The organism is Stenotrophomonas sp. YJH_SMC_94-11 (assembly GCF_059370435.1).
Map to the genome: position 1 here is coordinate 384,681 of NZ_JCAFTR010000003.1, position 23,740 is coordinate 408,420.

Annotated in this window: 26 protein-coding genes; 19 read left to right on the forward strand and 7 right to left on the reverse strand. The window is 66.6% G+C overall.

The window, feature by feature from the left end:
* Window positions 1-104: 104 nt before the first annotated feature.
* A complete protein-coding gene (ygfZ, locus tag AC5P74_RS08610) occupies window positions 105-980 on the reverse strand; it encodes a CAF17-like 4Fe-4S cluster assembly/insertion protein YgfZ (protein ID WP_346607941.1) in 876 nt (291 codons plus the stop codon).
* 39 nt (window positions 981-1,019) lie between these two features.
* On the opposite strand from ygfZ, the gene AC5P74_RS08615 reads away from it, so the two are divergent.
* The 10 genes from AC5P74_RS08615 to AC5P74_RS08660 all read left to right on the forward strand — a co-directional run bounded on the left by AC5P74_RS08615 (window position 1,020) and on the right by AC5P74_RS08660 (window position 8,028).
* Window positions 1,020-1,190 (forward strand): DUF1674 domain-containing protein, encoded by a 171-nt coding sequence (locus tag AC5P74_RS08615; RefSeq protein ID WP_005409075.1) that lies wholly within the window; start codon window positions 1,020-1,022, stop codon window positions 1,188-1,190.
* A gap of 56 nt (window positions 1,191-1,246) precedes the next feature.
* Window positions 1,247-1,639 carry a succinate dehydrogenase, cytochrome b556 subunit gene (sdhC, locus tag AC5P74_RS08620; protein WP_005416132.1) on the forward strand — a complete coding sequence of 131 codons (393 nt, stop codon included), beginning with the start codon at window positions 1,247-1,249 and terminating at the stop codon, window positions 1,637-1,639.
* Complete coding sequence (gene sdhD / locus AC5P74_RS08625; RefSeq protein ID WP_005409077.1) at window positions 1,636-2,022, forward strand: succinate dehydrogenase, hydrophobic membrane anchor protein; 387 nt, start codon at window positions 1,636-1,638, stop codon at window positions 2,020-2,022. Before sdhC ends, sdhD begins: the two co-directional genes overlap by 4 nt.
* 31 nt (window positions 2,023-2,053) lie before the next feature.
* Window positions 2,054-3,844: a succinate dehydrogenase flavoprotein subunit gene (sdhA, locus tag AC5P74_RS08630; protein WP_014036803.1), complete on the forward strand. Its 1,791-nt coding sequence runs from the start codon at window positions 2,054-2,056 to the stop codon at window positions 3,842-3,844.
* Window positions 3,845-3,910: 66 nt separating this feature from the next.
* Window positions 3,911-4,696 (forward strand): succinate dehydrogenase iron-sulfur subunit, encoded by a 786-nt coding sequence (locus tag AC5P74_RS08635; protein WP_005409079.1) that lies wholly within the window; start codon window positions 3,911-3,913, stop codon window positions 4,694-4,696.
* Between the two features lie 75 nt (window positions 4,697-4,771).
* Window positions 4,772-5,020, forward strand: coding sequence for an FAD assembly factor SdhE (locus AC5P74_RS08640; RefSeq protein WP_005416134.1), 249 nt, complete (start codon window positions 4,772-4,774; stop codon window positions 5,018-5,020).
* The gene (locus AC5P74_RS08645; protein ID WP_053500550.1) at window positions 4,971-5,420 is read left to right on the forward strand and encodes a hypothetical protein; all 450 of its coding nucleotides are present in this window, start codon (window positions 4,971-4,973) and stop codon (window positions 5,418-5,420) included. Before AC5P74_RS08640 ends, AC5P74_RS08645 begins: the two co-directional genes overlap by 50 nt.
* Before the next feature lie 23 nt (window positions 5,421-5,443).
* On the forward strand, window positions 5,444-6,685 hold the full coding sequence (locus AC5P74_RS08650) for a lipoprotein-releasing ABC transporter permease subunit (RefSeq protein ID WP_053500548.1): 1,242 nt from the start codon (window positions 5,444-5,446) through the stop codon (window positions 6,683-6,685).
* The gene (lolD, locus tag AC5P74_RS08655) at window positions 6,678-7,391 is read left to right on the forward strand and encodes a lipoprotein-releasing ABC transporter ATP-binding protein LolD (RefSeq protein ID WP_032954095.1); all 714 of its coding nucleotides are present in this window, start codon (window positions 6,678-6,680) and stop codon (window positions 7,389-7,391) included. Before AC5P74_RS08650 ends, lolD begins: the two co-directional genes overlap by 8 nt.
* Window positions 7,392-7,578: 187 nt before the next feature.
* Complete coding sequence (locus AC5P74_RS08660) at window positions 7,579-8,028, forward strand: DUF6491 family protein (RefSeq protein ID WP_053500546.1); 450 nt, start codon at window positions 7,579-7,581, stop codon at window positions 8,026-8,028.
* A gap of 67 nt (window positions 8,029-8,095) precedes the next feature.
* Here the strand turns inward: AC5P74_RS08660 and AC5P74_RS08665 are convergent, their stop codons facing one another.
* The 3 genes from AC5P74_RS08665 to ftsY all read right to left on the reverse strand — a co-directional run bounded on the left by AC5P74_RS08665 (window position 8,096) and on the right by ftsY (window position 10,851).
* Window positions 8,096-8,365, reverse strand: coding sequence for an oxidative damage protection protein (locus tag AC5P74_RS08665; RefSeq protein WP_019661206.1), 270 nt, complete (start codon window positions 8,363-8,365; stop codon window positions 8,096-8,098).
* A 5-nt stretch (window positions 8,366-8,370) separates the two neighbouring features.
* A complete protein-coding gene (gene mutY, locus AC5P74_RS08670; RefSeq protein WP_346607942.1) occupies window positions 8,371-9,495 on the reverse strand; it encodes an A/G-specific adenine glycosylase in 1,125 nt (374 codons plus the stop codon).
* An 84-nt stretch (window positions 9,496-9,579) separates the two neighbouring features.
* On the reverse strand, window positions 9,580-10,851 hold the full coding sequence (ftsY, locus tag AC5P74_RS08675; RefSeq protein ID WP_346607943.1) for a signal recognition particle-docking protein FtsY: 1,272 nt from the start codon (window positions 10,849-10,851) through the stop codon (window positions 9,580-9,582).
* A 129-nt stretch (window positions 10,852-10,980) separates the two neighbouring features.
* Here ftsY and AC5P74_RS08680 point away from each other — a divergent pair, with 129 nt between their 5' ends.
* The gene (locus AC5P74_RS08680) at window positions 10,981-11,280 is read left to right on the forward strand and encodes a hypothetical protein (protein WP_053501181.1); all 300 of its coding nucleotides are present in this window, start codon (window positions 10,981-10,983) and stop codon (window positions 11,278-11,280) included.
* Between the two features lie 133 nt (window positions 11,281-11,413).
* On the opposite strand, the gene htpG is transcribed toward AC5P74_RS08680, so the two are convergent.
* Window positions 11,414-13,306: a molecular chaperone HtpG gene (gene htpG / locus AC5P74_RS08685; protein ID WP_346607944.1), complete on the reverse strand. Its 1,893-nt coding sequence runs from the start codon at window positions 13,304-13,306 to the stop codon at window positions 11,414-11,416.
* Window positions 13,307-13,884: 578 nt separating this feature from the next.
* Between htpG and rsmD the strand changes: the two genes are divergently transcribed.
* The 6 genes from rsmD (at window position 13,885) to AC5P74_RS08715 (ending at window position 18,727) form a co-directional block, all read left to right on the forward strand.
* Window positions 13,885-14,493, forward strand: a complete 609-nt coding sequence (gene rsmD / locus AC5P74_RS08690) for a 16S rRNA (guanine(966)-N(2))-methyltransferase RsmD (protein WP_321573217.1) — start codon at window positions 13,885-13,887, stop codon at window positions 14,491-14,493.
* A gap of 26 nt (window positions 14,494-14,519) precedes the next feature.
* Window positions 14,520-15,029: a pantetheine-phosphate adenylyltransferase gene (gene coaD / locus AC5P74_RS08695; protein WP_005416145.1), complete on the forward strand. Its 510-nt coding sequence runs from the start codon at window positions 14,520-14,522 to the stop codon at window positions 15,027-15,029.
* A 59-nt stretch (window positions 15,030-15,088) separates the two neighbouring features.
* Entirely contained in the window at window positions 15,089-15,580 is a 492-nt protein-coding gene (locus AC5P74_RS08700) for a hypothetical protein (RefSeq protein WP_004153167.1), read from the forward strand.
* A gap of 132 nt (window positions 15,581-15,712) precedes the next feature.
* Window positions 15,713-15,994 carry a YfhL family 4Fe-4S dicluster ferredoxin gene (locus AC5P74_RS08705; protein WP_004153175.1) on the forward strand — a complete coding sequence of 94 codons (282 nt, stop codon included), beginning with the start codon at window positions 15,713-15,715 and terminating at the stop codon, window positions 15,992-15,994.
* Window positions 15,991-17,721 (forward strand): gamma-glutamyltransferase, encoded by a 1,731-nt coding sequence (ggt, locus tag AC5P74_RS08710; protein ID WP_053499171.1) that lies wholly within the window; start codon window positions 15,991-15,993, stop codon window positions 17,719-17,721. Before AC5P74_RS08705 ends, ggt begins: the two co-directional genes overlap by 4 nt.
* 118 nt (window positions 17,722-17,839) lie before the next feature.
* Complete coding sequence (locus AC5P74_RS08715; RefSeq protein WP_005416147.1) at window positions 17,840-18,727, forward strand: MBL fold metallo-hydrolase; 888 nt, start codon at window positions 17,840-17,842, stop codon at window positions 18,725-18,727.
* A 41-nt stretch (window positions 18,728-18,768) separates the two neighbouring features.
* On the opposite strand, the gene AC5P74_RS08720 is transcribed toward AC5P74_RS08715, so the two are convergent.
* Window positions 18,769-19,062, reverse strand: a complete 294-nt coding sequence (locus AC5P74_RS08720) for a PsiF family protein (protein WP_065179494.1) — start codon at window positions 19,060-19,062, stop codon at window positions 18,769-18,771.
* Between the two features lie 186 nt (window positions 19,063-19,248).
* Window positions 19,249-19,881 carry a uracil phosphoribosyltransferase gene (gene upp / locus AC5P74_RS08725; RefSeq protein WP_005416149.1) on the reverse strand — a complete coding sequence of 211 codons (633 nt, stop codon included), beginning with the start codon at window positions 19,879-19,881 and terminating at the stop codon, window positions 19,249-19,251.
* Between the two features lie 217 nt (window positions 19,882-20,098).
* Between upp and AC5P74_RS08730 the strand changes: the two genes are divergently transcribed.
* Window positions 20,099-22,612: a TonB-dependent receptor gene (locus AC5P74_RS08730; protein WP_428986922.1), complete on the forward strand. Its 2,514-nt coding sequence runs from the start codon at window positions 20,099-20,101 to the stop codon at window positions 22,610-22,612.
* Window positions 22,612-23,727, forward strand: a complete 1,116-nt coding sequence (locus AC5P74_RS08735) for a phytase (protein ID WP_346607877.1) — start codon at window positions 22,612-22,614, stop codon at window positions 23,725-23,727. The genes AC5P74_RS08730 and AC5P74_RS08735 overlap by 1 nt, the downstream gene beginning before the upstream one ends.
* Window positions 23,728-23,740 lie beyond the last annotated feature (13 nt).

Genomic DNA, 23,740 nt, shown 5'->3' on the forward strand with positions numbered 1-23,740 from the left:
GCCGAGCCCATGCTCGGCTACTTCGTTGCAGTGCGGACCAACGGTCCGCACCCACCGGGTCGGTCAGTAGATCCACGCCATGCGTGGATGAGGGCGCGTCAGATTCAGCGGGCCAGGCCATCCAGCAGCGGTACGCGCTGCGCAATGGCATCACCCACCTGCAGCTCGGCGTCGCCAGCCTCCAGCGGCAGCACCGCCAGCGCCAGGTCACCGGCTACGCTGGCGATCGTGCCCAGCGTCGCGCCGTCCTGCAGCACGCCATCGCCGGCCTGTGCCGGTGCCGCAGTATGCAGCAGCTGCACCGCGCGCTTGGCCTTGCCGAGGAAGTGGGTGCGGGCGACGATTTCCTGGCCCGGGTAGCAGCCTTTCTTCACGCTGTAGCCATTCAGGCGGTCCAGGCCCAGCTGCTGCGGGGTCCACACTTCGCGCTGGCTTTCGTCCAAGCGCGGCAATCCGTAGCGCAGGTCGGCCTGGCGCCAGGCGAGGGCGAAGGCGGCCTCATCGGTTTCGCTGCCGGATGCAACGGCAGCCGCCGCCCCGATGCGCAGGGTGCGCGGCAGGGCGTCGCTGCCCAGGTCCAGCTCCCAGCCGTCACCTGCAGCGAGCGCGATCGCGGCGCCGCTGGCAGCCTCGGGCGCAGTGAACGCACCGGCCACGGCCAGATCGCTGCGCACCTGTACCTGCACCTTGCGACGGAACACGAAGCGCTGCAGTTGCGACGCAATCGCATCGGCATCGCCGTCGGCCAGCACCAGCATCACGTGATCGTCGGCCAGCCGGAGCAGCTGGAACACTGCCAGGGTGCGGCCCTTGGCAGTCAGCCAGGCGCTCCACTGCCAGTGCAGCAGGGGCAGGGCGGTGACATCGCTGCTGAACTGGGCGTGGGCGAAGGCGGCCGCATCCGGGCCCTGCAGGCTCAGCAGCTGGTGGCCGGGCAGGCGCGGATATCCGACGAAAGCAGGGGGCAGGTTGTCAGGCACGTGAACGAGGTCTAAAATTTGTGCGTTGCGAGACCGAACATGATAGGCCAAACAACCCCCACTCCCGACGACGAATCTGAAGCCCCGCTGGTCCCCGCGGCACCCGTGCCCGTGGAACAGGAAAAAGCAGAGGAATTCGGCGGCCGCGGCGGACTTGATCCGGTGCGGTATGGCGATTGGGAGAAAAACGGACGCTGCATCGATTTCTGATCAGCATTGAGCCAACGCGGCCGCGTGCCGCCCAGCCGAGACAACGAGCCCAGCGAATGGCGACCAGACAACGCCCACTTTCCCCGCACCTTCAGGTGTATCGCTGGCAGATTCAGATGGCCACCTCGATCCTGCATCGAGCCACTGGCATCTTTCTGTCTGTTGGTGCCCTCATCATCGCTGCCGGCCTGCTGGCCCTGATGATGGGGCCCGAGTCCTGGAACTGCTTCACCGGCCATGCCGGGGCCTGGTATGGCCGCGTGTTCCTGTTCGCGTGGACATGGTCGTTCGCCTATCACCTGTGCAATGGCATCCGCCATGTAGTGCAGGACTTCGCCATCGGCTTCAGCATCCCTGCCTTCATCCGCAGCAGCTGGCTGTCGGTCATCGGCAGCCTGGTGATCACCCTGCTGGTGTGGGCCTATGTGATGTTCGGAGGTGCCGCGTGAGCAAGTTCCGTACCCCGCTGAAGAACGTGCGCGGCCTGGGCTCGGCCAAGACCGGCACCGAGCATTTCGTGCACCAGCGCCTGACCGCCGCCGCGCTGGTGGTGCTGGGCATCTGGTTCCTGGTCTTCGTACTGGGCCTGCTGGGCTCGGATTACGCGACCGCCGCCGCCGCCGTGGCCAAGCCGTGGAATGCAGTGCCGCTGATCGGCCTGCTGATCGCCATGTTCTGGCACGCGCAGCTCGGCATGCAGGTCGTGCTGGAAGACTACATCCACGAATCGCTGCTGGCCCTGGTGCTGCAGACCGCGGTGAAGTTCGTCGCCGTGCTCGGCATGATCGTCAGTGTGTTTGCGGTGGGCCGCATCGCCCTCGGCGTTGCCTGAGCCCAGGCACCTACACAGGAATCCAGATTAGATGTCCGCTTACAAGATCACCGAACACAAGTACGACATGGTCGTGGTCGGCGCCGGCGGTGCCGGCCTGCGCGCCACGTTCGGCCTGGCCGCCAAGGGCCTGCAGACCGTGTGCCTGACCAAGGTCTTCCCGACCCGTTCGCACACCGTCGCCGCCCAGGGCGGTATTTCAGCCGCACTCGGCAACATGGGCGAGGACGACTGGCGCTACCACTTCTTCGACACCATCAAGGGTTCGGACTGGCTGGGTGACCAGGACGCCATCGAGTACATGTGCCGTGAGGCCATCCCGGCCATCATCGAACTCGAACACTACGGCGTGCCGTTCTCGCGCACCGCCGAAGGCAAGATCTACCAGCGTCCGTTCGGTGGCATGACCACCAAGTACGGCGAAGGCCCGGCGGCGCAGCGTACCTGCGCGGCGGCCGACCGTACCGGCCACGCGATGCTGCACACCCTGTACCAGCAGTCGCTGAAGCACGATGCGCGCTTCATGATCGAGTACTTCGCGCTCGACCTGATCTTCGACGACGAAGGCGCCTGCCGCGGCGTGCTGGCCCTGGACATGTCCGATGGCACGCTGCACCTGTTCCGCGCCCAGGGCGTGGTGCTGGCCACCGGCGGCTACGGCCGTGCCTACTTCAGCGCTACCTCGGCGCACACCTGCACCGGCGACGGTGGCGGCCTGGCCATGCGTGCCGGCATCGCCATGCAGGACATGGAGTTCGTGCAGTTCCACCCGACCGGCATCTACGGCGCCGGCTGCCTGATCACCGAGGGTGTCCGCGGTGAAGGCGGCATCCTGCGCAACAGCAGCGGCGAGCGCTTCATGGAGCGCTATGCACCGCACTACAAGGACCTGGCCTCGCGCGACGTGGTCAGCCGTTCGATGACCATCGAGATCCGCGAAGGCCGCGGCGTCGGCGAGCACAAGGATCACATCCTGCTCGACCTGACCCACCTCGGCCCGGGCGTGATCGACGAGAAGCTGCCGGGCATCGCCGAGAGCGCCCGCATCTTCGCCGGCGTCGACGTGCACAAGCAGCCGATCCCGGTCATTCCGACCGTGCACTACAACATGGGCGGCATCCCGACCAACTACCACGGTGAAGTGGTGCAGAAGGTCGGCGACAACGACAACGCCGTGGTGCCGGGGCTGTACGCCATCGGCGAAGCGGCCTGCGTGTCCGTGCACGGCGCCAACCGCCTGGGCTCGAACTCGCTGCTCGACCTGGTGGTGTTCGGCCGTGCGGTGGCCAACCGCTGCGCCGAGACCATCAAGCCGGGCGCCGCGCACAAGCCGCTGCCGGCCGATGCCTGCGACAAGGCGCTGGGCCTGCTGGACAAGCTGCGCCACGCCAACGGCGATACCCCGACCTCGGTCATCCGCGACCGCATGCAGCGCACCATGCAGGCCGACGCGGCCGTCTTCCGCACCAGCCAGACGCTGAAGGAAGGCTGCGAGAAGATGGACAAGATCTTCGACTCGTTCCAGGACGTGAAGGTCTCCGACCGTTCGCTGGTCTGGAACTCGGACCTGATCGAGACCTACGAGCTGAACAACCTGCTGCTCAACGCGGTGGCGACGATCAACTCGGCTGAACAGCGCAAGGAAAGCCGTGGTGCGCATGCGCACGAGGACTATCCGGACCGCGACGACGTCAACTGGCAGAAGCACACCCTGGTCAGCGTCGACGAGAAGGGCAAGTGCAGCTTCGACTACCGTCCGGTGCACATGTACACGTTGACCGACGACGTGTCCGTGGTGCCGCCGAAGCCGCGCGTGTACTGATCCGACCCCGCCTACCATGCAATCCGCGCCCACGGGCGCGGGCCGCCTGAGCCAACGAGAGCAGCCATGGCCGAGTTTTCACTCCCCAAGAATTCCAAGATCACGAAGGGCAAGCACTTCCCCGTCAAGAACGGCGGCAAGAATGTGCGCACCTTCAAGATCTACCGCTGGAGTCCGGACGACGACAGCAACCCGCGCACCGATACCTATGAAGTCGATCTGGACGCCTGTGGCCCGATGGTCCTGGACGCCCTGATCAAGATCAAGAACGAGATCGACCCGACCCTGACCTTCCGCCGCTCCTGCCGCGAAGGCATCTGTGGTTCGTGCGCGATGAACATCGACGGCACCAACACCCTGGCCTGCACCCGAGCCATCTCGGACTGCGGCAAGAAGGAAGTGCCGATCTACCCGCTGCCGCACATGAACGTGGTCAAGGATCTGGTTCCGGACCTGACCCACTTCTACGCGCAGTACGCCTCGATCAAGCCGTGGATCCGCACCCAGACCCCGGCACCGCCGGACCGTGAGCGCCTGCAGTCGCCGGAAGACCGCAAGAAGCTCGACGGCCTGTATGAGTGCATCCTGTGCGCCTGCTGCTCGACCAGCTGCCCGAGCTACTGGTGGAACGGCGAGCGTTACCTGGGCCCGGCGATCCTGCTGCAGGCCTATCGCTGGATCATCGACTCGCGCGATGAGGACACCGGCGCGCGCCTGGACGATCTGGAAGATCCGTTCAAGCTGTACCGCTGCCACACCATCATGAACTGTGCCCGGACCTGCCCAAAGGGCCTGAACCCGGCGCTGGCGATCGCCGAGATCAAGAAGCTGATGATGGAGCGCCGCGCCTGATACACGGCGCAGGGTAGATGCATGACCCCAGTAGAGCCACGCCATGCGTGGCTTTGCTGTATCTGGAGAAGCACGATGGAAGACGATGTCCTGCTGAAGAAGCTGCGCTGGCGCTGCCGCCGCGGCATGCGAGAACTGGACCAGCTGTTTGGCCGCTACCTGGACCACGAATGGCGCACTGCGCCGACCGAAGAGCGCGAGGTTTTCCTGTTCCTGCTCGACTGCGAGGACGATAAGTTGTGGCGCTGGTTCATGGGCTATGAGGCCTGCCCGCATGCGCACGCGATCCCCCTCATGCAGAAGATCCTCGCCCTCAAGCCTTGAGTGGCGCCCCTCGCGGCTGCAGGCCGCCGCCCAGGTCGTGGTGCTGCTGGCCGCCCCCTGGTTGCTGCGTGCCTCCGATCTGCCTGCGCGGCTGCTGATGCCCGCGCTGCTGCTGGCCTGGGGCGTCGGGTTGGCCGAACTGGCCTGGCGCCAGCGCCGGCCGCGCGTGCAGGTGCTTCTGCCTCCGCTTCCCGGGCCACTGCAGGTGGCCGGGCGGGACATCGATACGCCAAGGCTGGTGGTGCGTGGCCCATGGCTGTTGTTGCTGTGGCGTGAGGATCGGCGCCGCCGGCGCCTGCTGTTCTGGCCGGATGTGCTCGATTCCGGGCAGCGACGTGAACTGCGACTGGCCGTGGCCGCACGCAGCGTTTCCCGTCAGCCCCGGTCGATGGCACCATAAGCTGAATTGACCGGCGTGCCTGCATGTTCAAACCCATTCCCGTGGCCATTGGCCTGCGCTACCTGCGCGCCAAGCGCCGCAACGGCTTCATCTCCTTCATCTCGATGGCATCGATCCTGGGCATCGCGCTCGGCGTTACAGTGCTGATCACCACTCTGGCGGTGATGAGCGGTTTCCAGAAGGAGATCCGCAGTCGCCTGCTGCAGATGACCGCACACACCACCATCAGCCGCGACGGTGAACCGATGCCGGACTGGATGCGCGTGGTCGATGTCGCCCGCAAGGATCCGCGCGTGGCGGGTGCCGCGCCGTACATCGAGATCCAGTCGATGATCAGCGGCCCGCGCGTGCAGGGTGCGATCATCCAGGGCATCGATCCGGCCCTGGAGCCGAAAGTCTCGGTGATCGACAGGAAGGTCACCAAGGGCAGCTATGACAGCCTCAAGCCGGGCAGCTTCAACCTGCTGCTGGGCAAGGAGCTGGCGATCTGGCTGGGCGTGGACGTTGGCGACCAGGTGCTGGTGACTTTTGCCGAAGTGCAGGGTACGCCTGCCGGTGCAGTGCCACGGATGAAGCGCTTCACCGTCAGCGGCATCTTCGAGGCCGGGTACAACGAGGTCGATCGCGGCGTCGGCTTCGCCAACATGCAGGACCTTGAGCGCGTGCTGCGTAGCGACGGCGCCACCGGCGTGCGGCTGAAGCTGCACGACATGGACCGTTCGCTGGAAGTGGGCGTGGACCTGGCGCAGAGCCTCGGTGGCGCCTATCGCGTGAGTGACTGGACGCAGCAGAACGCCAATCTCTACCACTCGCTGCGCATGGAGAAGGTGGTGATGGGCATCCTGCTGTCGCTGATCATCGCCATGGGGGCCTTCAACCTGGTGTCCTCGCAGGTGATGCTGGTGACCGACAAGCAGGCCGACATTGCCATCCTGCGCACCCTGGGCCTGACCCCGGGCGGGGTGATGCAGGTGTTCATGGTGCAGGGCTCGTTGATCGGCATCTTCGGCACGCTGGCCGGCCTGATCGGTGGCATCACCCTGACCCTCAACCTGGAACGCATCCTCGGCGCCATCGAGAGCGTGTTCAACGTCAAGCTGCTGCCGGAGGATGTGTACTACATCACCGGCCTGCCGACCGACATGCAGACCGGCGACGTGGTGGCGATCACCGTGGTCGCGCTGCTGATGAGCTTCCTGGCCACTCTGTATCCCGCCTGGCGGGCAGCACGCACCCAGCCGGCGGAGGCCCTGCGTTATGAATAAGGTCGTCAACCGCGGCGATGAAGTGATCCGCGCCGAAGCGCTGGGCAAGACCTATGCCGAAGGGCGCATGCAGACGCCGGTGTTCGATGGGCTGGACCTGACCGTGACTGCTGGCGAGACGGTGGCGATCATCGGTGCCTCCGGTGCCGGCAAGAGCACGCTGCTGCACCTGCTGGGCGGCCTGGACATTCCGACTGCCGGCGAAGTGTATGTGACCGGCCAGCGCATGTCGGCGCTGTCGGATACCGCGCGCGGTCTGCTGCGCAACCAGGCGCTGGGCTTCGTCTACCAGTTTCATCACCTGCTGCCGGAATTCACCGCGCTGGAAAACGTGATGATGCCGGTGCTGCTGGCCGGCACCGCCGTGGCCGAGGCGAGCAGCCGGGCGACCACGCTGCTGGAAGCGGTCGGCCTCGGCCATCGCCTGGACCACAAGCCGGGCGAGCTGTCCGGCGGCGAACGCCAACGTGCCGCAGTGGCGCGTGCGCTGGTCAACCATCCGGCCTGCGTGCTCGGCGACGAGCCGACCGGCAACCTGGATGACCGCACCGCCGGCACCGTGTTCGAGCTGATGCTGGAACTCAACCGCGCGCGCCATACCAGCCTGGTGCTGGTGACCCACGACCGCAGCCTGGCGCGGCGCCTGGACCGGGTGCTGGAGCTGCGCGAAGGCCGCCTGCACGCGCTGGCCCACGCCGACGTCTGAGCGCTGGGACCGCTTTGGTAGAGGCCGGCCTTGGTCGGCTGCTCCTGCAGGGCAAGCGCCAACCAAGGTTGGCGTCTACCGTGGTCCGGCCAGTAGCCGCCGACCGGCGGCTGAATGGGGCGCGAGCCGTCGCGCCGGCGTTGCCAGCCCAGGCGCATGATGGCGACAGTTCCCCGAGGAGATCGCCATGAAGACCCCGATCCTGATGGCCGGACTCTGCCTGGCACTGGCCGCCTGTGCGACGACCGGCCGGCTCAGCAGTACCGAGAAACTGGATCTGTACCGTGCCCACGCCGGCGCGCCGCAGAACGACATGCAGTTCTTTGGCAGCCTCAATGGCTGGACCGAGCTGGGCGACAGTGCGCTGGCGGTGTGGACCCGTCCCAGCGAAGCCTATCTGCTGGAGCTGAATGGTCCCTGCCAGGACCTGCCGTATGCGACCGCCATCGGTCTGACCAGCAGCATGGGCCGTGTGTCGTCGCGCTTTGACAAAGTGCTGGTGCGCGACCCCACCGGCGGCCCGCGCCTGCCGTGCTTCATCAACAGCATCCGCAAGCTGGATGTGAAGGCGCTGCGCGCGTCCGAGCAGGAGCTGCGCCAGGCGCAGGTGCAGGAGCGCGAGGAATCCGGGAAATAAACGGGTAGCGCCGGGCCATGCCCGGCGGATGCCTGGACGCCGGGCATGGCCCGGCGCTACCGGCAGGTCAGGCTTCCGGAACGAAGCCAGCCGGCTTCTCTGCGTCCTTCTCGAACAGGAACTTGACCAGTTCGCCTTCAAGGAACGCACGATGTTCCGGCGTGCGCGGCGACAGCCGGTTCTCGTTGATCAGCATGGTCTGGTGCGCCAGCCACGCGGCCCAGGCCTGCTTGCCGATGTTGTTGAAGATGCGCTGGCCCAGCTCACCGGGGTAGGGCACGAAGTCCAGGCCCTCGGCATCGCGTTGTTCGTACTGGCAGAAGACGGTTCGGGGCATGGCACTCACTCGTGGTTGCGGGATTTCTTGGGAGTTCGTTTCGGCGTCTTGATCGTGGCGCCGTCGAGCAGTTTGCGGATCGGTGCCGGCAGGCCCAATGCGGGTAGCTCGTCGTTGGCGACCCAGCGCAGCGTGGGTTCTTCCACACGCAGGCCGCGCACCTTCCGTGACAATACCTGCAGGTGCAGCCTGTAGTGGCTGAAGGTGTGCTGCAGCACCGGCAGTTCCTCTGCATCTTCCAGCGAGCCGTCGACATGTGCGTCGAACCAGTCCTGCAGGTCGCTGCCGGCCTCGGCCTGCGGCAGCGTCCACAGCTGCGCCCAGATGCCGGTGTCCGGCCGCTTCTGCAGCAGCACGCGTTGCTGGGCGTCGCGCAGCAGCAGGGCGACCGCTTCGCGTTCGGGCAGGGTCTTGCTGGGCTTGGGCGTGGGCAGTTCAGCGGTGCGGCCTTCGCGCCGCGCCACGCACGCGTCCTGCAGCGGGCAGATCACGCAGGCCGGCTTGGCCCGGCTGCATACCGTCGCGCCCAGATCCATCTGCGCCTGGGTGTAATCGGCCATGCGCCCGGCCGGCACCTGCGCGACGTGCGCCTGGGCAATCGCCCACAGTTGTTTCTCGATGGCCGGCAGGCCGGGAAAGCCGTCGATGCCGTGGTAGCGGCTGAGCACGCGCTTGACGTTGCCGTCGAGAATCGCGAACCGATCGTTCCATGCCTGGCTGAGGATCGCACCGGCGGTGCTGCGGCCGATGCCGGGCAGGGCATGCAATGCATCGAAATCGCGTGGCAGGTCGCCCTCGTGCAGTTCCACGCAGCGCTTTGCGGCGGCATGCAGGTTGCGTGCGCGGGCGTAGTAGCCGAGCCCGGCCCACTGCGCCATCACCGCGTCATTGCTGGCGGCGGCGAGCTCGGGCAGGGTTGGGAAGTGCTGCAGGAACCGCTGGAAGTACGGGATGACCGTGGCCACCTGGGTCTGCTGCAGCATGATCTCCGACAACCAGACCCGATAGGGGCTGCGCGGGTGCTGCCAGGGCAGGTCATGGCGACCGTGGTCGTCGAACCAGTGCAGCAGGCGGGCGACGAAGTCGTCTTTCTTGGCAGTGTCGGCGCTGGCGTGCGGCTGGCGGGGCATCAGTGTTCCGGAAGGAGGCAGCCACCCATGGGGTGGCTCTACCAGATCGCAGTAGAGCCACGCCATGCGTGGCTGCACGGTGTATCAGGCGCCCAATGCTTCGGGCAGCAGGGCGTCGACGAAGGCTTCCGGGTCGAATACACGCAGGTCTTCCGGGCGCTCGCCAATGCCGGCGAAGCGGATCGGAATGCCGAACTCGCGGGCCAGTGCGAACACCACGCCGCCCTTGGCGGTGCCGTCCAGCTTGGTCACCACCAGGCCGGTCACTTTCACTGCGGCATTGAACTGGCGCAGCTGCGACAGCGCGTTCTGGCCGGTGGTGCCGTCGATCACCATCAGCACTTCGTGCGGGGCGGTGGGGTCGATCTTGCCGAGCACGCGGCGGATCTTGCCCAGCTCGTTCATCAGCCCGGACTGGGTGTGCAGGCGGCCGGCGGTATCGGCGATCAGCACCGAGGTGCCGCGGGCCTTGCCGGCCTGCAGCGCGTCGAATGCCACCGAAGCGGCATCGGCGTTCTGCCCCTGCGCAACCACGGCCACGCCGTTGCGCTCGCCCCAGGCCTGCAGCTGGGCCACGGCGGCGGCGCGGAAGGTATCGCCGGCAGCCAGCATCAGGCTGTGGCCGTCATCCTTGAAGCGCTTGGCCAGCTTGCCGATGGTGGTGGTCTTGCCGACGCCGTTGACGCCGACGGTGAGCACTACGAAGGGCTTGGCATTGCGGTCGATCACCAGCGGCTTGGCCACCGGCTGCAGGATCGCGATCAGCTCGGCGCGCAGCGCGGCCAGCAGCGCATTGGCGTCGGCGAACTCGCGCGACTTCATGCGCTTGCGCAGGCCCTCGACCAGATCGGTGGTGGCGCCCACGCCGACGTCGGCGGTGATCAGGGCGGTTTCCAGCTCGTCCAGCAGATCGTCGTCGAGCTTGGGGTTGCGCGAGAACAGGCCGCCGAAGCTGCGCGCGATGACGCTGTTGCGCAGGCGCTCGCGCCAGCCGGGCTTGCCGGCGGGCGCCGGAGGGGCATCCACCAGCGCAGGCAGGTCGGTGGCCGGGGCGGTGGGTTCCTCGACCGGAATGACCGGAGCCAGAGGAGCCAGCACAGCAGCCGCAGCGAGCGCTTCAGCCTGGACGTCCTCGGGCGCGGTGGCCGGCTGCGCAGCTGGCACTTGGGCGACCGGGGCCGATTCCGGTGCAGGCGCGGGTGCATTGGCTTCGACCACCGCGGCGGTGGGTGCGTCTTCGGCCGGGGCGGCCGACGGGAACGCCGCCGCCAGCTCTTCAGCCGAGTAGTGCTGGGTCTTGGACGCCTCCGTGGTGGGGGCATCCTGGGGCTTCTTGCGGCGGAAAAAACTGAGCATTGGCAAAAGGCGCTGAAATCAGAGGGATATGCTACCACTCGGGCCTGTCGGGCCGATGTGGACTCAAGGTCGCGGCCGGCCGGCCGTTAACCGGTCCGGAGGGTTGCGCGGAGCGGCCCGGAGACCGCCATGGACAACGTGATGGGAATCGCCCTCAGCGGGATGCGCGCGGCCCAGCAGGGCGTGCAGGTGGCCGCGCACAACGTGGCCAATCTGGCGACCCCCGATGCCCAGCGCCTGCAGTTGCAGCGTGGCGCCGCTGAGCAGGGTGGGGTGCAGGCCTCGGTGATTCCCGCCGGTGCCGATGCCACCGCGCCGCTGGGAGATCTGCTGGCGGCGAAAGCCGAGGTGGTGGCCTTCGCTGCCAATGCCACGGTGATCCGCCGCCAGGACCAGGTGCTGGGCGCGCTGCTGGATCGCGACGCCTGAGCAGCCCGCCTCGGTAGCTGCCAACCGCCGCCCCTGGCAGGTGCCAACCTTGGTTGGCACGCTTTTGGGGCGCCAACCAAGGTTGGCCTCTACCAAGGCACCGCTGGGCCATGCCCGGCGACCACCGCCTCGATCAGGCCGACAGCTCCAGCAGCAGCTTGTTCAGGCGCGCCACATAGGCACCCGGATCCTTCAGGCTGTCACCGGCGGCCAGCGCGGCCTGGTCGAACAGCACCCGGCCGAGGTCGTCGAAGCGTGCGCCATCGGCTTCGGCGTCGAGCTTGGCGATCAGCGGATGGCCCGGGTTGATCTCCAGCACCGGCTTGCTGTCCGGCACCTTCTGCCCGCTGGCTTCCAGGATCTGGCGCATCTGCAGGCCCAGGTCCTGCTCGCCGATGGCCAGCACCGCCGGCGAATCGGTCAGGCGGTGCGACACGCGCACCTCGGCCACTTCGTCACCCAGGACCGTCTTGAGCCGCTCGACCAGGCCCTGCTTGTCCTTTGCTGCCGCTTCCTGTGCCTGCTTGTCCGCATCGGTTTCCAGCGCGCCCAGGTCGAGATCGCCACGGGCGATGTCGACGAAGCCCTTGCCGTCGAAATCGGTCAGGTAGCCCATCAGCCACTCGTCGATGCGGTCGGTCAGCAGCAGCACTTCCACGCCCTTCTTGCGGAACACTTCCAGGTGCGGACTGTTGCGCACCTGGCTGTAGCTCTCGCCGGTGAGGTAGTAGATCTTGTCCTGGCCTTCGGTCATGCGGCCGATGTAATCGGCCAGCGACACGCTCTGCGCATCGCCGTCGCCGCGGGTGGAGGCGAAGCGCAGCAGGCCGGCCACCTTCTCGCGGTTGTTGTAGTCCTCGGCCGGGCCTTCCTTCAGCACCTGGCCGAATTCCTTCCAGAACGTGGCGTACTGCTCGGGCTTGTCGGTGGCCAGCTTCTCCAGCATGTCCAGCGAGCGCTTGGTCAGCGCCGATTTCATCGAATCGATGACCGGGCCGGACTGCAGGATCTCGCGCGAGACGTTCAGCGACAGGTCGTTGGAATCGACCACGCCCTTGATGAAGCGCAGGTACAGCGGCAGGAACTGCTCGGCCTGGTCCATCACGAACACGCGCTGCACGTACAGTTTCAGGCCCTTGGGCGCATCGCGGTGGTACAGGTCGAACGGCGCGCGGCCGGGCACGTACAGCAGCGAGGTGTACTCCAGCTTGCCCTCGACCTTGTTGTGGCTCCACGCCAGCGGGTCGCTATGGTCGTGCGCTACGTGCTTGTAGAACTCGGTGTACTCGGCGTCGCTGATCTCGGTGCGCGGGCGGGTCCACAGCGCGCTGGCGCGGTTGACGGTCTCCCACTCGACGGCGGCGCCTTCTTCGCCACCTTCCTTCGGCATCTGGATCGGCAGACCGATGTGGTCCGAGTACTTCTTGAGGATGCTGCGCAGGCGCCAGCCCTCGGCGAAGTCGTGCTCGCCGTCCTTCAGGTGCAGCACGATGCGGGTACCGCGCTCTGCCTTGTCGACCGTGGCCACTTCGAAATCGCCTTCGCCACGCGAGGTCCAGCGCACGCCTTCGGCCGCAGCCAGGCCGGCGCGGCGCGAGGTCACTTCCACTTCGTCGGCGACGATGAAAGCGCTGTAGAAGCCGACGCCGAACTGGCCGATCAGCTGCGAATCCTTCTTCTGGTCGCCGGACAGCTGCCGCAGGAAGTCGCCGGTGCCGGACTTGGCGATGGTGCCGAGGTGGGCGATGGCTTCGGCGCGGCTCATGCCAATGCCGTTGTCTTCGATGGTGATGGTGTGGGCGGCGGCGTCGAAGCTGACGCGCACGCGCAGCTCGCTGTCGCCTTCCAGCAGCGCCGGCTGGGTCAGGGCCTCGAAGCGTAGCTTGTCGGCGGCGTCGGCAGCGTTGGAGACCAGCTCGCGCAGGAAGATTTCCTTGTTGGAGTACAGCGAGTGGATCATCAGCTGCAGCAGTTGCTTGACTTCGGTCTGGAAGCCAAGGGTTTCGGTCTGGGTGGTCTCGGTCATCGATAGGGCTCCATGTGCAATGCCGCGCCAGCGCGTGCGGCCTCGCCAAGGGGTAGGGGTGATTGTCCCGAAATCAAGGGGTTGGTCGGCCGGGCTTGCAGCCCTGCACCTGCAGAGGCCGATGCAACAGCAACATCAACAGCAACAGCGGGCTATCCGTGGGATGGCGGGGCGGTGTGGGTTGGCAGGACACGCCGTGAACCCATCCATGGGGGCTCGATGGCGCCATCCATGGCGCCAACGGTCCTGCCAACCCACACCGCCCCGCCTCTGACAGGTTCACGCGGCTGTTGGTAGGTGTCGACCTTGGTCGACACATCTGTCAGATATCGATACATCCAATGGGGTCAGATCCGTTTTCCTGCGGAAAACGGATCTGACCCCGCCTGTATGTCGAGCATCGGATCGCGTCTGGGGTAGAGCCCCCTGAGTCAGGGGGCGGCCGCGAAGCGGCGGGGGTATGGAAGCTGGTAAGTGGGGCCCGCGTTTCGCGCAGCGAAGCGTGGGAGCGACAGCGCGCATGCGTTGGCGCGTCCCCGGGCGCCGCCCGGCCGAACTACAATCCCGCTCATGCTGAAATTCTCGAATACCTCCCGCCGGGGGCGCCGGTGAGCGGCCGTGGGGGCAACGACGGCCAGGTCCGCATCATCGGCGGTCGCTGGCGCAATACCCGCTTGCCGGTGCCGACCCTGCCGGGGCTTCGGCCCAGCAGCGATCGTGTGCGCGAGACCCTGTTCAACTGGCTGATGCCCAAGCTGGGCGGGGCCCGCGTCCTGGACCTGTTCGCAGGCAGCGGCGCATTGGGGCTGGAAGCCGTCTCGCGCGGTGCCGCCCACGCCACCCTGGTCGAGCGCGATGCGCAGCTGGGACGCAACCTGACCGCCGCCGTGGCCAAGCTGCAGGCCAGCGACCAGATCAGCGTCGTGCAGGCCGATGCCGTGCGCTGGCTGCAGGGTGCGCAGGCGCAGCAGGCCGATCTGGTGTTCATCGACCCGCCATTCGCCGATGGCCTGTGGCAGGACGTGCTGGCCCAGCTGCCGCGGCACCTGGCAGCCGATGCCTGGCTGTACCTGGAATCGCCGGCCGGCCACGTGCCGGTGCTGCCGCAGGGCTGGCTGCTGCACCGCGAGGGCGGCACCCGTGAGGTGCGCTTTGCCCTGTACCGCCGTGCCACTGCTACACTTTGACCTCATCTGAACATCTGCTACCGCCCATGACCGTGGCCAACCGCCGCATTGCCGTCTATCCCGGCACGTTCGACCCGATCACCAACGGTCACATCGACCTTGTGAGCCGGGCCGCGCCGCTGTTCGAAAAGGTCGTGGTCGGCGTGGCGCAGAGCCCGTCGAAGGGCCCGGCGCTGCCGCTGGAACAGCGCGTGCAGCTGGCGCGTGGCGCCCTGGCCCACCATGGCAATGTCGAAGTCATCGGCTTCGATACCCTGCTGGCCCATTTCGTACGTTCGGTCCAGGGCGGGGTGCTGCTGCGCGGCCTGCGCGCGGTGTCCGACTTCGAGTACGAGTTCCAGATGGCCAGCATGAACCGCCACCTGATCCCCGAGGTCGAGACCCTGTTCCTGACCCCGGCCGAGCAGCACAGCTTCATTTCGTCCTCGCTGGTCCGCGAGATCGCGCGCCTGGGCGGCGACGTGTCCGGTTTCGTGCCGGCCGCGGTGCTCGAAGCCCTGCGCAAGGTCCGCGAAGCGAAGGCGGCACAGTCGTAAGCCCGCCGTACCTGCACCCCATTACGTACAACACCACGCACCATTCCGGGAGGAAATCCATGAACACCACCATGCGCGCGATGCTGATCGCTTCGTTGGCCCTGGCCTTCACCGCCTGCAAGAAGGAAGAGGCCGCTCCGGTCGACGAGGCCAAGCAGGCCCTGGTCGCTCCGTCCAAGGACGACGATGCCGGCTGGAAGAAGTACCTGCAGGAAGTGGCGATCCAGAACATGGGCAACATCACCAACAGCCCGTTCCTGTATTACCTCTCCCCGGAATCGGACCCGGACTTCCAGGCCAAGTACGAGCGCCAGACCGAGAGCGCGACCCAGGCCGTGGCCCGTGGCGTGCAGCCGGGCAACATGCTGGCCTTTGGTTCGTCGGCCTCGGGCAAGATGGCTGACATGATCCAGGCCGTGTTCAAGGACGTGTCGCCGGATTCGATGAAGGGCGTGCGCGTCGTCTTCATCGGCCAGTCGGCCGACAACGCCCGCGTGCAGGCTGCGATCCAGCCGACCGGTGCCGAGTACATTTTCGTCGAAGCCAAGTAATACCGAGCCATGGCGGCCATGCTCCGGCATGGCCCGGGCGGCGTCCTGCAAGGGCGCCGCTGATGACCTGACCGGCCCGCGCGCCCGCGCTGGCCGGTCCTTTGTCCCAAGGCGCGGGCGAGGAGTATCGCCATGTCGCTGAAAATCAACGAGCTCTGCGTCAACTGCGACGTCTGCGAGCCGGCCTGCCCGAACCAGGCCATTGCGATGGGTGAAACCATCTACGTGATCGACCCTGCGCGCTGCACCGAATGCGTGGGTCATTTCGACGAGCCACAGTGCGTAGTCGTCTGCCCGGTCGAGTGCATCGACCCGGATCCGGAGATCGTGGAAACGGAAGACCAGCTGCTGGCCAAGCTGCGCCAACTGCAGCACGATCACCCCGAACTCTATGCGGAGCCCCCATCCGAATGAAGACGCTGATCGTCCGCCCCCTGTTGCTGCTCGGCCTGCTGCTGAGTCCGATCGCCTGGGCCGACAGCCCGGCCCGTGCCGAGCGCCCCGACGGCGCAGCCATTGCCAGCGGCCACGCGCTGGCCACCCAGGCCGGCATCGACATTCTGGCGCAGGGCGGCAACGCCTTCGATGCTGCGGTGGCGGTGTCGTCCACGCTGGCGGTGGTCGAGCCGATCAGTTCCGGGCTGGGCGGTGGTGGCTTCTTCCTGCTGCACGACGCGGCCACCGGCAAGGACGTGATGCTGGACGCGCGCGAGACCGCACCGGCCGCCGCGACCCCGCAGGCCTTCCTCGACAAGCAGGGGAACCTGGACCGTGACCGCTCGGTCAACGGTGCGTGGTCGGCCGGTATTCCGGGCCTGCCTGCGGCGCTGGTCGAACTGTCGGCCAGGCACGGCAAGCTGCCGCTGTCTGCATCGCTGCAACCGGCCATCCGGATCGCACGCGAAGGCTTCCCGGTGTACGACCGCATGGCCAAGGGCTATGCGTCGCGCCGTGAAGTGATGGAGCGCTATCCCGGCACGCGTGAAGTCTATCTGCGCAACGGCAAGCCGATCGCCAGCGGTGACCTGTTCAAGCAGCCGGAGCTGGCGCAGACGCTGGAGCGCCTGGCCGCTGGAGGTTTCGACGGCTTCTACAAGGGCCAGACCGGAAAGCTGTTGCTGGCAGGCGTCAAGCAGGCCGGCGGCAGGTGGACCGCCGAAGAGCTGGCCGGCTATCGCGTGAAGCAGCGCGAGCCGATCGTGTTCAACTACAACGGCTGGAAGATCACCACCGCGCCGCCGCCGTCGTCCGGTGGCATCGCGCTGGCCAGCATGCTGCAGATCCTGGAAGGCTGGGACATCAGGAAGATGGATCCGGCGCACCGTACCCACCTCGTGGTGGAGTCGATGCGCCGCGCCTACCGCGACCGTACGTTCTTCCTCGGCGATCCGGACTTCGTGCAGATCCCGCAGAAGGTGCTGACCAGCAAGGACTACGCACAGGGCCTGCGCGCCACCATCCATCCGGAGAAGGCCACGCCCAGCGACCTGCTGTCGGGCAATCCGACGCCGCTGGAAGACGACGAGACCACGCACTTCTCGATCATCGACCGCGACGGCAACCGCGTCGGCGCCACCCAGACCGTCAACCTGCTGTACGGCTCGGGGCTCATTCCCAAGGGCACCGGCGTGCTGCTGAACAACGAGATGGACGATTTCGCGCTGAAGCCGGGTACGCCCAATGCCTTCGGCGTGATGGGCTACGAGGCCAATGCGCCGAAGCCGGGCAAGCGCATGCTCAGCTCGATGACGCCGACCTTCATGGAAAACAGCGACAAGGTGATCGTGCTGGGCACGCCGGGTGGCAGCCGCATCATCACCATGGTGCTGCTGGGCATCCTCGGCTACGACGCCGGCCTGGACGCGCAGCAGGTTGCCGCGCTGCCGCGCTACCACCACCAGTGGCTGCCGGATCTGATCGAAGCCGAGGACGATGCGTTCGACGCGGCGACGGTGAAGCAGCTGCAGGCGATGGGCCACAGGATCGACCTGCCGGGCAATGTCGCCGCCGGCGGTCGCGGTTCCAGCCACGTGTGGGGCAACCTGCAGACCGTGGAATGGGACCGCAAGGCGAACAAGCTGTTCGGCGGCAGCGACCCGCGCAATCCGGTGGGCAGTGCCCAGGTCGTGCCGGCCCACTGATGTGGCGGTGCCGGCCACTGGCCGGCGATCTGGCAGATCACCAGGACCCCGCCAACCGGCGGGGTTTCCTGTTTCCTTTCTAGCGATTATTTAACAGTCCGGCGCCGATAATCGACGCATGAAACTCTGGTCTATTCGTGGAAACTCGCAGCGCCTGGACGGCGGCGCGATGTTCGGCAACGCGCCGCGTGCGTTGTGGGAAAAATGGGCGGCTCCGGACGAGCTCAATCGCATCGAGCTGGCCTGCCGTGCGCTGCTTGCCAGTCCGCTGGAAGGCAAGACAGTACTGTTTGAAACCGGTATCGGTGCGTTCTTCGACCCGCGCATGCGCGAGCGTTATGGCGTGCAGGAAAGCCAGCACGTGCTGATCGATTCACTGCGCGAAGCGGGTTTCGAGCACGAGGACATCGACGTGGTGGTGCTCAGCCACCTGCACTTCGATCATGCCGGTGGCCTGCTTGCTGCATGGAGCGAAGGGCGTGAGCCCGAACTGCTGTTCCCCAACGCAACCTATGTGGTTGGTGCGCAGCATTGGCAGCGCGCCGTGCGGCCACACCCGCGCGATCGGGCCAGTTTCATTCCTGAGCTGCCCGGCCTGCTGCAGGCCAGTGGCCGCCTGGAAGTAGTGGAGGGGGAGTACTCGAAGGCGCTCGGCCGCAGCGTGCGCTTCAGCTACAGCGATGGGCATACGCCGGGGCTGATGCTGGCCGAGATCGTTGGCCACGCGCATGCCGGTGAAGATGCGCACGGTGGCGTGGTGTTCTGTGCCGACCTCATCCCAGGTCGTTCATGGGTGCACGTGCCGATCACCATGGGCTATGACCGCAATGCCGAATTGCTGATCGACGAGAAACGGCAGTTCCTTGAAGACAAGCTGGCGCGCAACGTGCGGCTGTTCTTCACCCATGACCCGCAGGTGGCGCTGGCGCAGCTGGGCCGTGATGACAAGGGACGTTTCGTGACCCTGCACGAACAGGGCGAGCTGAAGGCGCGCGCCCTGGGTTAATGGCAGAGCCGAGCGTGGGCTCGGCTCTACATCACTCGTCGTTACGACGCCTTCAGGCAGCTGCTCATGAAGGTCTTGCGCGCATCGCCGGCCAGCTTCTTCGCGCCTGCGTCAGCGTTGCATTTGCGCATGCGTTCCTGCTGCGTATTGACCGGCTTGGTTTCGGCGGCATGACCGCTGAGGCAGGAGCTCTGCGCGGTCTTGTAGGCATCCCCCTTCAAGCCCTTGTTCTTGGCCGAGCATTCGGCCATGCGCTGCTGCTGCGGGGTGGTGGCATTGGCAGTCAGGGGCAGGCCGACCAGCAGGACGGCGGCCAGCAGGAAAGAGGCTTTCATCGGGAGCTCCAAGCGGTGGCGGGTGCGCGGAGCATTCGCTTCCGACCGGTAAGGCCACGTGAAGAATCACGCGTCGGCCACATCCGCGTCCACGGGCGTTCACGTGACGCGGCGAAGCGGGCCGGCGAACGGTTGTCGGGTCAGAGCCCTCTCCTGCGGAGAGGGATCCGACCACGGTTCGCCGGATCAGCCGACGCGGGTGCCGAAGATGCGGTCACCCGCGTCGCCCAGTCCGGGCAGGATGTAGCCCTTGTCGTTGAGCTGGGCATCGATGGCCGCAGTGTAGATTTCCACGTCCGGATGCACGGCCTTCACTGCTTCGATGCCTTCGGGCGCGGCCACCAGGAAGATGCCCTTGATGCGACGGGCGCCGGCGCGCTTGAGCATGTCGATGGTGGCGATCAGCGTGCCGCCGGTGGCCAGCATCGGGTCGAGGATCAGTGCGTCGCGCTCTTCCAGGCGGCCGGTCAGGCGCTCGAAGTAGGGTACCGGCTGCAGGGTTTCTTCATCGCGCTGCAGGCCGACCACGCTGACACGGGCGGCCGGAATCAGCGACAGCACGCCGCTGAGCATGCCCAGGCCGGCACGCAGGATCGGCACCACGGTGATCTTGGCGCCGGCAATGCGCTGCACCGTCACCGGGCCGGCCCAGCCGGCCAGGGTGTGCGGCTCGGTATCCAGGTCGGCGGTGGCCTCGTAGGCCAGCAGCGTACCCAGCTCGTTGGCCAGTTCGCGGAAATCCTTGGTGCTGAGCGCAGCGTTGCGCATCAGGCCGATCTTGTGCTGCACCAGCGGGTGGCGCACTTCGACGATCTTCATGGTCGGGAAGGGGAATAGGGAGAGAGGCCGCCATTTTGCCGGATTGGCGGGGCGAAGCCCAAACCGGGCCCGGGGCCGCTGTACATGAAATGTGCAGAGGCATGTCACGGCCATGCAACCTTGCGGACATACCGTGCAGACCCATTCTTAACAGGAATGGGGATTCCCAGTGCATATCAAGACTCCGTTGGCCGTTGCCATCACCCTGACCCTGGCGATGGGGGCTGCCGCCCCGCTGCAGGCCGCCGGGCAGCAGGCGGTAGCCGCCACCGGCGCCGTGGCGGCCGACGCGGTCGACCTGGACCGTATCGAGGTGCGCGCCCAGCTCGAATCGCAGATCCGCGCGGTCGACCTCAAGCGCGGCAGCGACGCCATCGAAGACGCGGTGTCCTCCGATGCCCTGGGCCAGTACCCGGACAAGAACGTGGCCGAGTCGCTGCAGCGCCTGCCGGGCATCAGCGTGACCCGTGACCAGGGCGAGGGCCGTTTCGTGGTCATCCGTGGCCTGGACGCCAATCTCAACAGCGTCAGCGTGGATGGCATCGCCGTGGGCACGCCGGAGGACTCCAGCCGTGCCGCGCCGCTGGACGTGATCCCGTCCGATTCCACCGAACGCCTGCGCGTGGTGAAGTCGCCGACCCCGGACATGTCCGGTGATGCCATCGGCGGTGCCGTGCTGGTGGAATCGGCCTCGGCCTTCGACCGCGACGGTCGCAGCCTGCGTGGCAAGATCGAGGGCAGCCACCAGCAGCTGTCCGGGGAGACCAGCCCGAAGGCGGCCTTCAACTACAGCGAAGTGTTCAACGACACCTTCGGCGTGGCGCTGGGCGTGAACTACCAGAAGCGCCGGTTCGAGTCGGACAACACCGAAGTGGAGTACGACGGCGAGGACGATGCCGCCCCCGGTGACGTGACCGCGATCAACCTGCAGCACCGCAAGTACGAGATCGAGCGCAAGCGCATCGGCGCCAACCTCAACCTCGACTGGCGGCCGGACGAAGACAGCAGGTACTACCTGCGCACGCTGTACAGCCAGTTCGACGATGCGGAGACCCGCCAGCGCGTGATCTTCAACTTCGACGACGCGAAGATGGTCAAGACCGGCACCGACCAGTACCGCCTGGATGGCATGCCGAAGGACTCGATCGACAAGCGCATGCGCTACCGCACCAAGAAGGAAAACACCTTCGCGGCCAGCCTGGGCGGCGAGAACACGTTGACCAACGCCGTGGTTGATTACCGGATCGGCTACACCCGTACCGAAGAGCGCGTCAACGACGAGATGGAGGCGCGTTTCAAGCTCAACGGCAAGGCGTTCAACGGCAGCCTGGACCAGAGCAGCCGGCTGCCCAGCTACAGCTTCGACAACCCGCAGTGGCTGGACAACAGCAACTACGCGTTCGACCGCTTCGTGCTATCGCCCAAGCAGGTGAACGACAAGGAGCACAGCGCGCAGGTCAACGTGCGCTTCGACGGCGACAGCAGCAGCATCAAGTTCGGTCTGCTGGGCCGCTGGCGCGACCGCGACGTGAATGTGGATGAGCGCGAACTGCGCGTCGGCCCGAAGGTGGCGCTGGCGGGCTGGACCACCTCCTCGCCCGAACATCGCCACGGCAACTTCGGCGACGGCATGGATTCGGCGGCGATGCGTGCCTTCTGGGCGGCCAATGGCAGCCAGTACAGCGCCCGCCCGCAGGACGTCGGCGGCAATGCGATGACGTCGCTGGAAGAGGATTACGTGGCCAGCGAAGACATCTTCGCCAGCTACGCCATGGGTACCTGGGACGTGGGCGCGCTGCGCCTCATCGGCGGCGTGCGCGTGGAGAACACCCGCTTCAAGGCGACCGGCAACCAGGTGGACGTGGCCGCCAACGGCCGCAGCTTCACCGTCACCCCGCGCGTGGCCAACAGCAGCTACACCAACGTGCTGCCGGGCCTGCACCTGCGCTATGACGCGGCTGATGACTGGGTGCTGCGCGCCTCGGCCAACAAGACCGTATCGCGCCCGTCCTTCGGCGACGTCTCGCCGCGCGTGGGTTACAGCCGTGGTGACGAGGAAGTGCGCCTGGGTAACCCGGAACTGGATCCGTACGAGTCGAAGAACATCGACCTGTCGGTGGAGAAGTACATCGGCAGCAGCGGCATCGTTTCGCTGGGCCTGTTCCACAAGTCGATCGATGGCTACATCGTCGAAACCGTGCGCACCAATGATCCGGCCTACGGTGGATTCGATGTGACGCAGCCGATCAATGGTCGCAAGGCCACCGTGCGTGGTGCGGAGTTCAACTGGCAGCAGCAGCTGGCCTTCCTGCCGGACGGCCTGGATGGCCTGCTGGTCGGCGCCAGTGGCACCTGGCTGGATACGAAGTTCGATGCCGGCATCAAGGACCGTGCGGGCGAGGACTTCACGCTGCCGCGCGCTTCCAAGCATGTCTACAGCGCACACATCGGCTATGAAAAGTATGGTGTAAGCACGCGCCTGGCGGCCGTGTACCGCAGCGAGTACCTGGACAGCATCGGCAAGGGGCGCGCATTCGACATCTACGTGGCACCCAACACCCAGCTCGATTTCTCGCTTGACTACAAGTTCACCCCGCGCGTGAGCGTGTACTTCGAAGCGCAGAACCTGCTGGACAAGCCGTTGGAGCTGTACCAGGGCACCCGTTCGCGCACCCTGCAGCTGGAAGAGTACGGCCGCACCTATGCGCTGGGCCTGAAGGTGGCGCTGTGATGGGGCGTGGCGTCACTGTCCTGGCCGCCGCGCTGGCGGCTACGCTGGTCGCCGGCTGCACGCCGGCCACCGGCAACGATCCGGTTGCGGGAGCGGCCTCGCTGGCCGCCAGTGGCGAGCGCGAGGTGGCCACCATCGCCGAAGCGTTCCTGTCACCGATGACCCCGGCCGACAACATCGACTCGCCGGCGGCCTGGCGCGCGCCGGACGGCGTACTGTGGCTGATCGCCACTGCCAAGGCCACCGACAAGCTGGTGGTCTACGACGGCAGCACCGGCCAGCACCTGCGTGACGTCGGCAGCAGCGGCACCGCACCGGGGCAGTTCGACCGCCCAAACGGCATCGCGGTGACCGACGACCTGCTGTGGATCGTGGAGCGCGACAATCACCGCGTGCAGGTACTGCGCCTGCCGGACTTCGCGCCGCTGGCGACGTTCGCGGCGGACGACCTGCGCAAGCCTTACGGGCTGTGGGTCGACCGCCGTGCCGATGGCTACAGCGTCTACGTCACCGACTCCTGGGACAACGGCGAGGATGCACAGGGGCGCGACATCCTGCCGCCGCTGGCCGAGCTGGACAAGCGCGTGCGCCAGTATCACGTGACCCGCAATGGTGAGAAGGTCGACGCGAAGCTGGTGGCCAGCATCGGCGATACCACCGAGACTGGTGCGCTGCGCGTGGTCGAGTCGATCTGGGGCGATCCCGAGAACGACCGCCTGCTGATCGCCGAAGAGGACGAGAGCTACGCCAGCGAGTTCAAGGTCTACACCCTCGCGGGCCGCTTCACCGGCACCACCTTCGGCCGCGACGTGTTCAAGGCACAGGCCGAAGGCGTGGCCCTGCGCACCTGCGGCAAGGATGGCTGGTGGATCACCACCGAACAGGGCAAGCAGCGCAGCGTGTTCCATCTGTTCGACCGGCACACGCTGAAGCCGGTCGGCGCGTTCCAGGGCAATACCGTGGCCAACACCGATGGCATCTGGATGATGCAGCAAGCCAGCACGCGCTTCCCGCACGGTGCGCTGTATGCCGTGCATGACGACCAGGGCGTGGTGGCGTTCGACTGGGAGAGCATCGCCAAGCAACTGGCGTTGCCGCTGGAGTGTGGCGCATGAGCCGGCAGCGCGT

Bases quoted from the DNA above. Each gene is read 5' to 3' on its own strand.
- AC5P74_RS08615 (WP_005409075.1), top strand. From the start codon at position 1,020: ATGATAGGCCAAACAACCCCCACTCCCGACGACGAATCTGAAGCCCCG.
- sdhC (WP_005416132.1), top strand. From the start codon at position 1,247: ATGGCGACCAGACAACGCCCACTTTCCCCGCACCTTCAGGTGTATCGC.
- sdhA (WP_014036803.1), top strand. From the start codon at position 2,054: ATGTCCGCTTACAAGATCACCGAACACAAGTACGACATGGTCGTGGTC.
- AC5P74_RS08635 (WP_005409079.1), top strand. From the start codon at position 3,911: ATGGCCGAGTTTTCACTCCCCAAGAATTCCAAGATCACGAAGGGCAAG.
- AC5P74_RS08640 (WP_005416134.1), top strand. From the start codon at position 4,772: ATGGAAGACGATGTCCTGCTGAAGAAGCTGCGCTGGCGCTGCCGCCGC.
- AC5P74_RS08645 (WP_053500550.1), top strand. From the start codon at position 4,971: ATGCGCACGCGATCCCCCTCATGCAGAAGATCCTCGCCCTCAAGCCTT.
- AC5P74_RS08650 (WP_053500548.1), top strand. From the start codon at position 5,444: ATGTTCAAACCCATTCCCGTGGCCATTGGCCTGCGCTACCTGCGCGCC.
- lolD (WP_032954095.1), top strand. From the start codon at position 6,678: ATGAATAAGGTCGTCAACCGCGGCGATGAAGTGATCCGCGCCGAAGCG.
- AC5P74_RS08660 (WP_053500546.1), top strand. From the start codon at position 7,579: ATGAAGACCCCGATCCTGATGGCCGGACTCTGCCTGGCACTGGCCGCC.
- AC5P74_RS08665 (WP_019661206.1), bottom strand. From the start codon at position 8,365: ATGCCCCGAACCGTCTTCTGCCAGTACGAACAACGCGATGCCGAGGGC.
- mutY (WP_346607942.1), bottom strand. From the start codon at position 9,495: ATGCCCCGCCAGCCGCACGCCAGCGCCGACACTGCCAAGAAAGACGAC.
- ftsY (WP_346607943.1), bottom strand. From the start codon at position 10,851: ATGCTCAGTTTTTTCCGCCGCAAGAAGCCCCAGGATGCCCCCACCACG.
- AC5P74_RS08680 (WP_053501181.1), top strand. From the start codon at position 10,981: ATGGACAACGTGATGGGAATCGCCCTCAGCGGGATGCGCGCGGCCCAG.
- htpG (WP_346607944.1), bottom strand. From the start codon at position 13,306: ATGACCGAGACCACCCAGACCGAAACCCTTGGCTTCCAGACCGAAGTC.
- coaD (WP_005416145.1), top strand. From the start codon at position 14,520: ATGACCGTGGCCAACCGCCGCATTGCCGTCTATCCCGGCACGTTCGAC.
- AC5P74_RS08700 (WP_004153167.1), top strand. From the start codon at position 15,089: ATGAACACCACCATGCGCGCGATGCTGATCGCTTCGTTGGCCCTGGCC.
- AC5P74_RS08705 (WP_004153175.1), top strand. From the start codon at position 15,713: ATGTCGCTGAAAATCAACGAGCTCTGCGTCAACTGCGACGTCTGCGAG.
- ggt (WP_053499171.1), top strand. From the start codon at position 15,991: ATGAAGACGCTGATCGTCCGCCCCCTGTTGCTGCTCGGCCTGCTGCTG.
- AC5P74_RS08715 (WP_005416147.1), top strand. From the start codon at position 17,840: ATGAAACTCTGGTCTATTCGTGGAAACTCGCAGCGCCTGGACGGCGGC.
- AC5P74_RS08720 (WP_065179494.1), bottom strand. From the start codon at position 19,062: ATGAAAGCCTCTTTCCTGCTGGCCGCCGTCCTGCTGGTCGGCCTGCCC.
- upp (WP_005416149.1), bottom strand. From the start codon at position 19,881: ATGAAGATCGTCGAAGTGCGCCACCCGCTGGTGCAGCACAAGATCGGC.
- AC5P74_RS08730 (WP_428986922.1), top strand. From the start codon at position 20,099: ATGGGGGCTGCCGCCCCGCTGCAGGCCGCCGGGCAGCAGGCGGTAGCC.
- AC5P74_RS08735 (WP_346607877.1), top strand. From the start codon at position 22,612: ATGGGGCGTGGCGTCACTGTCCTGGCCGCCGCGCTGGCGGCTACGCTG.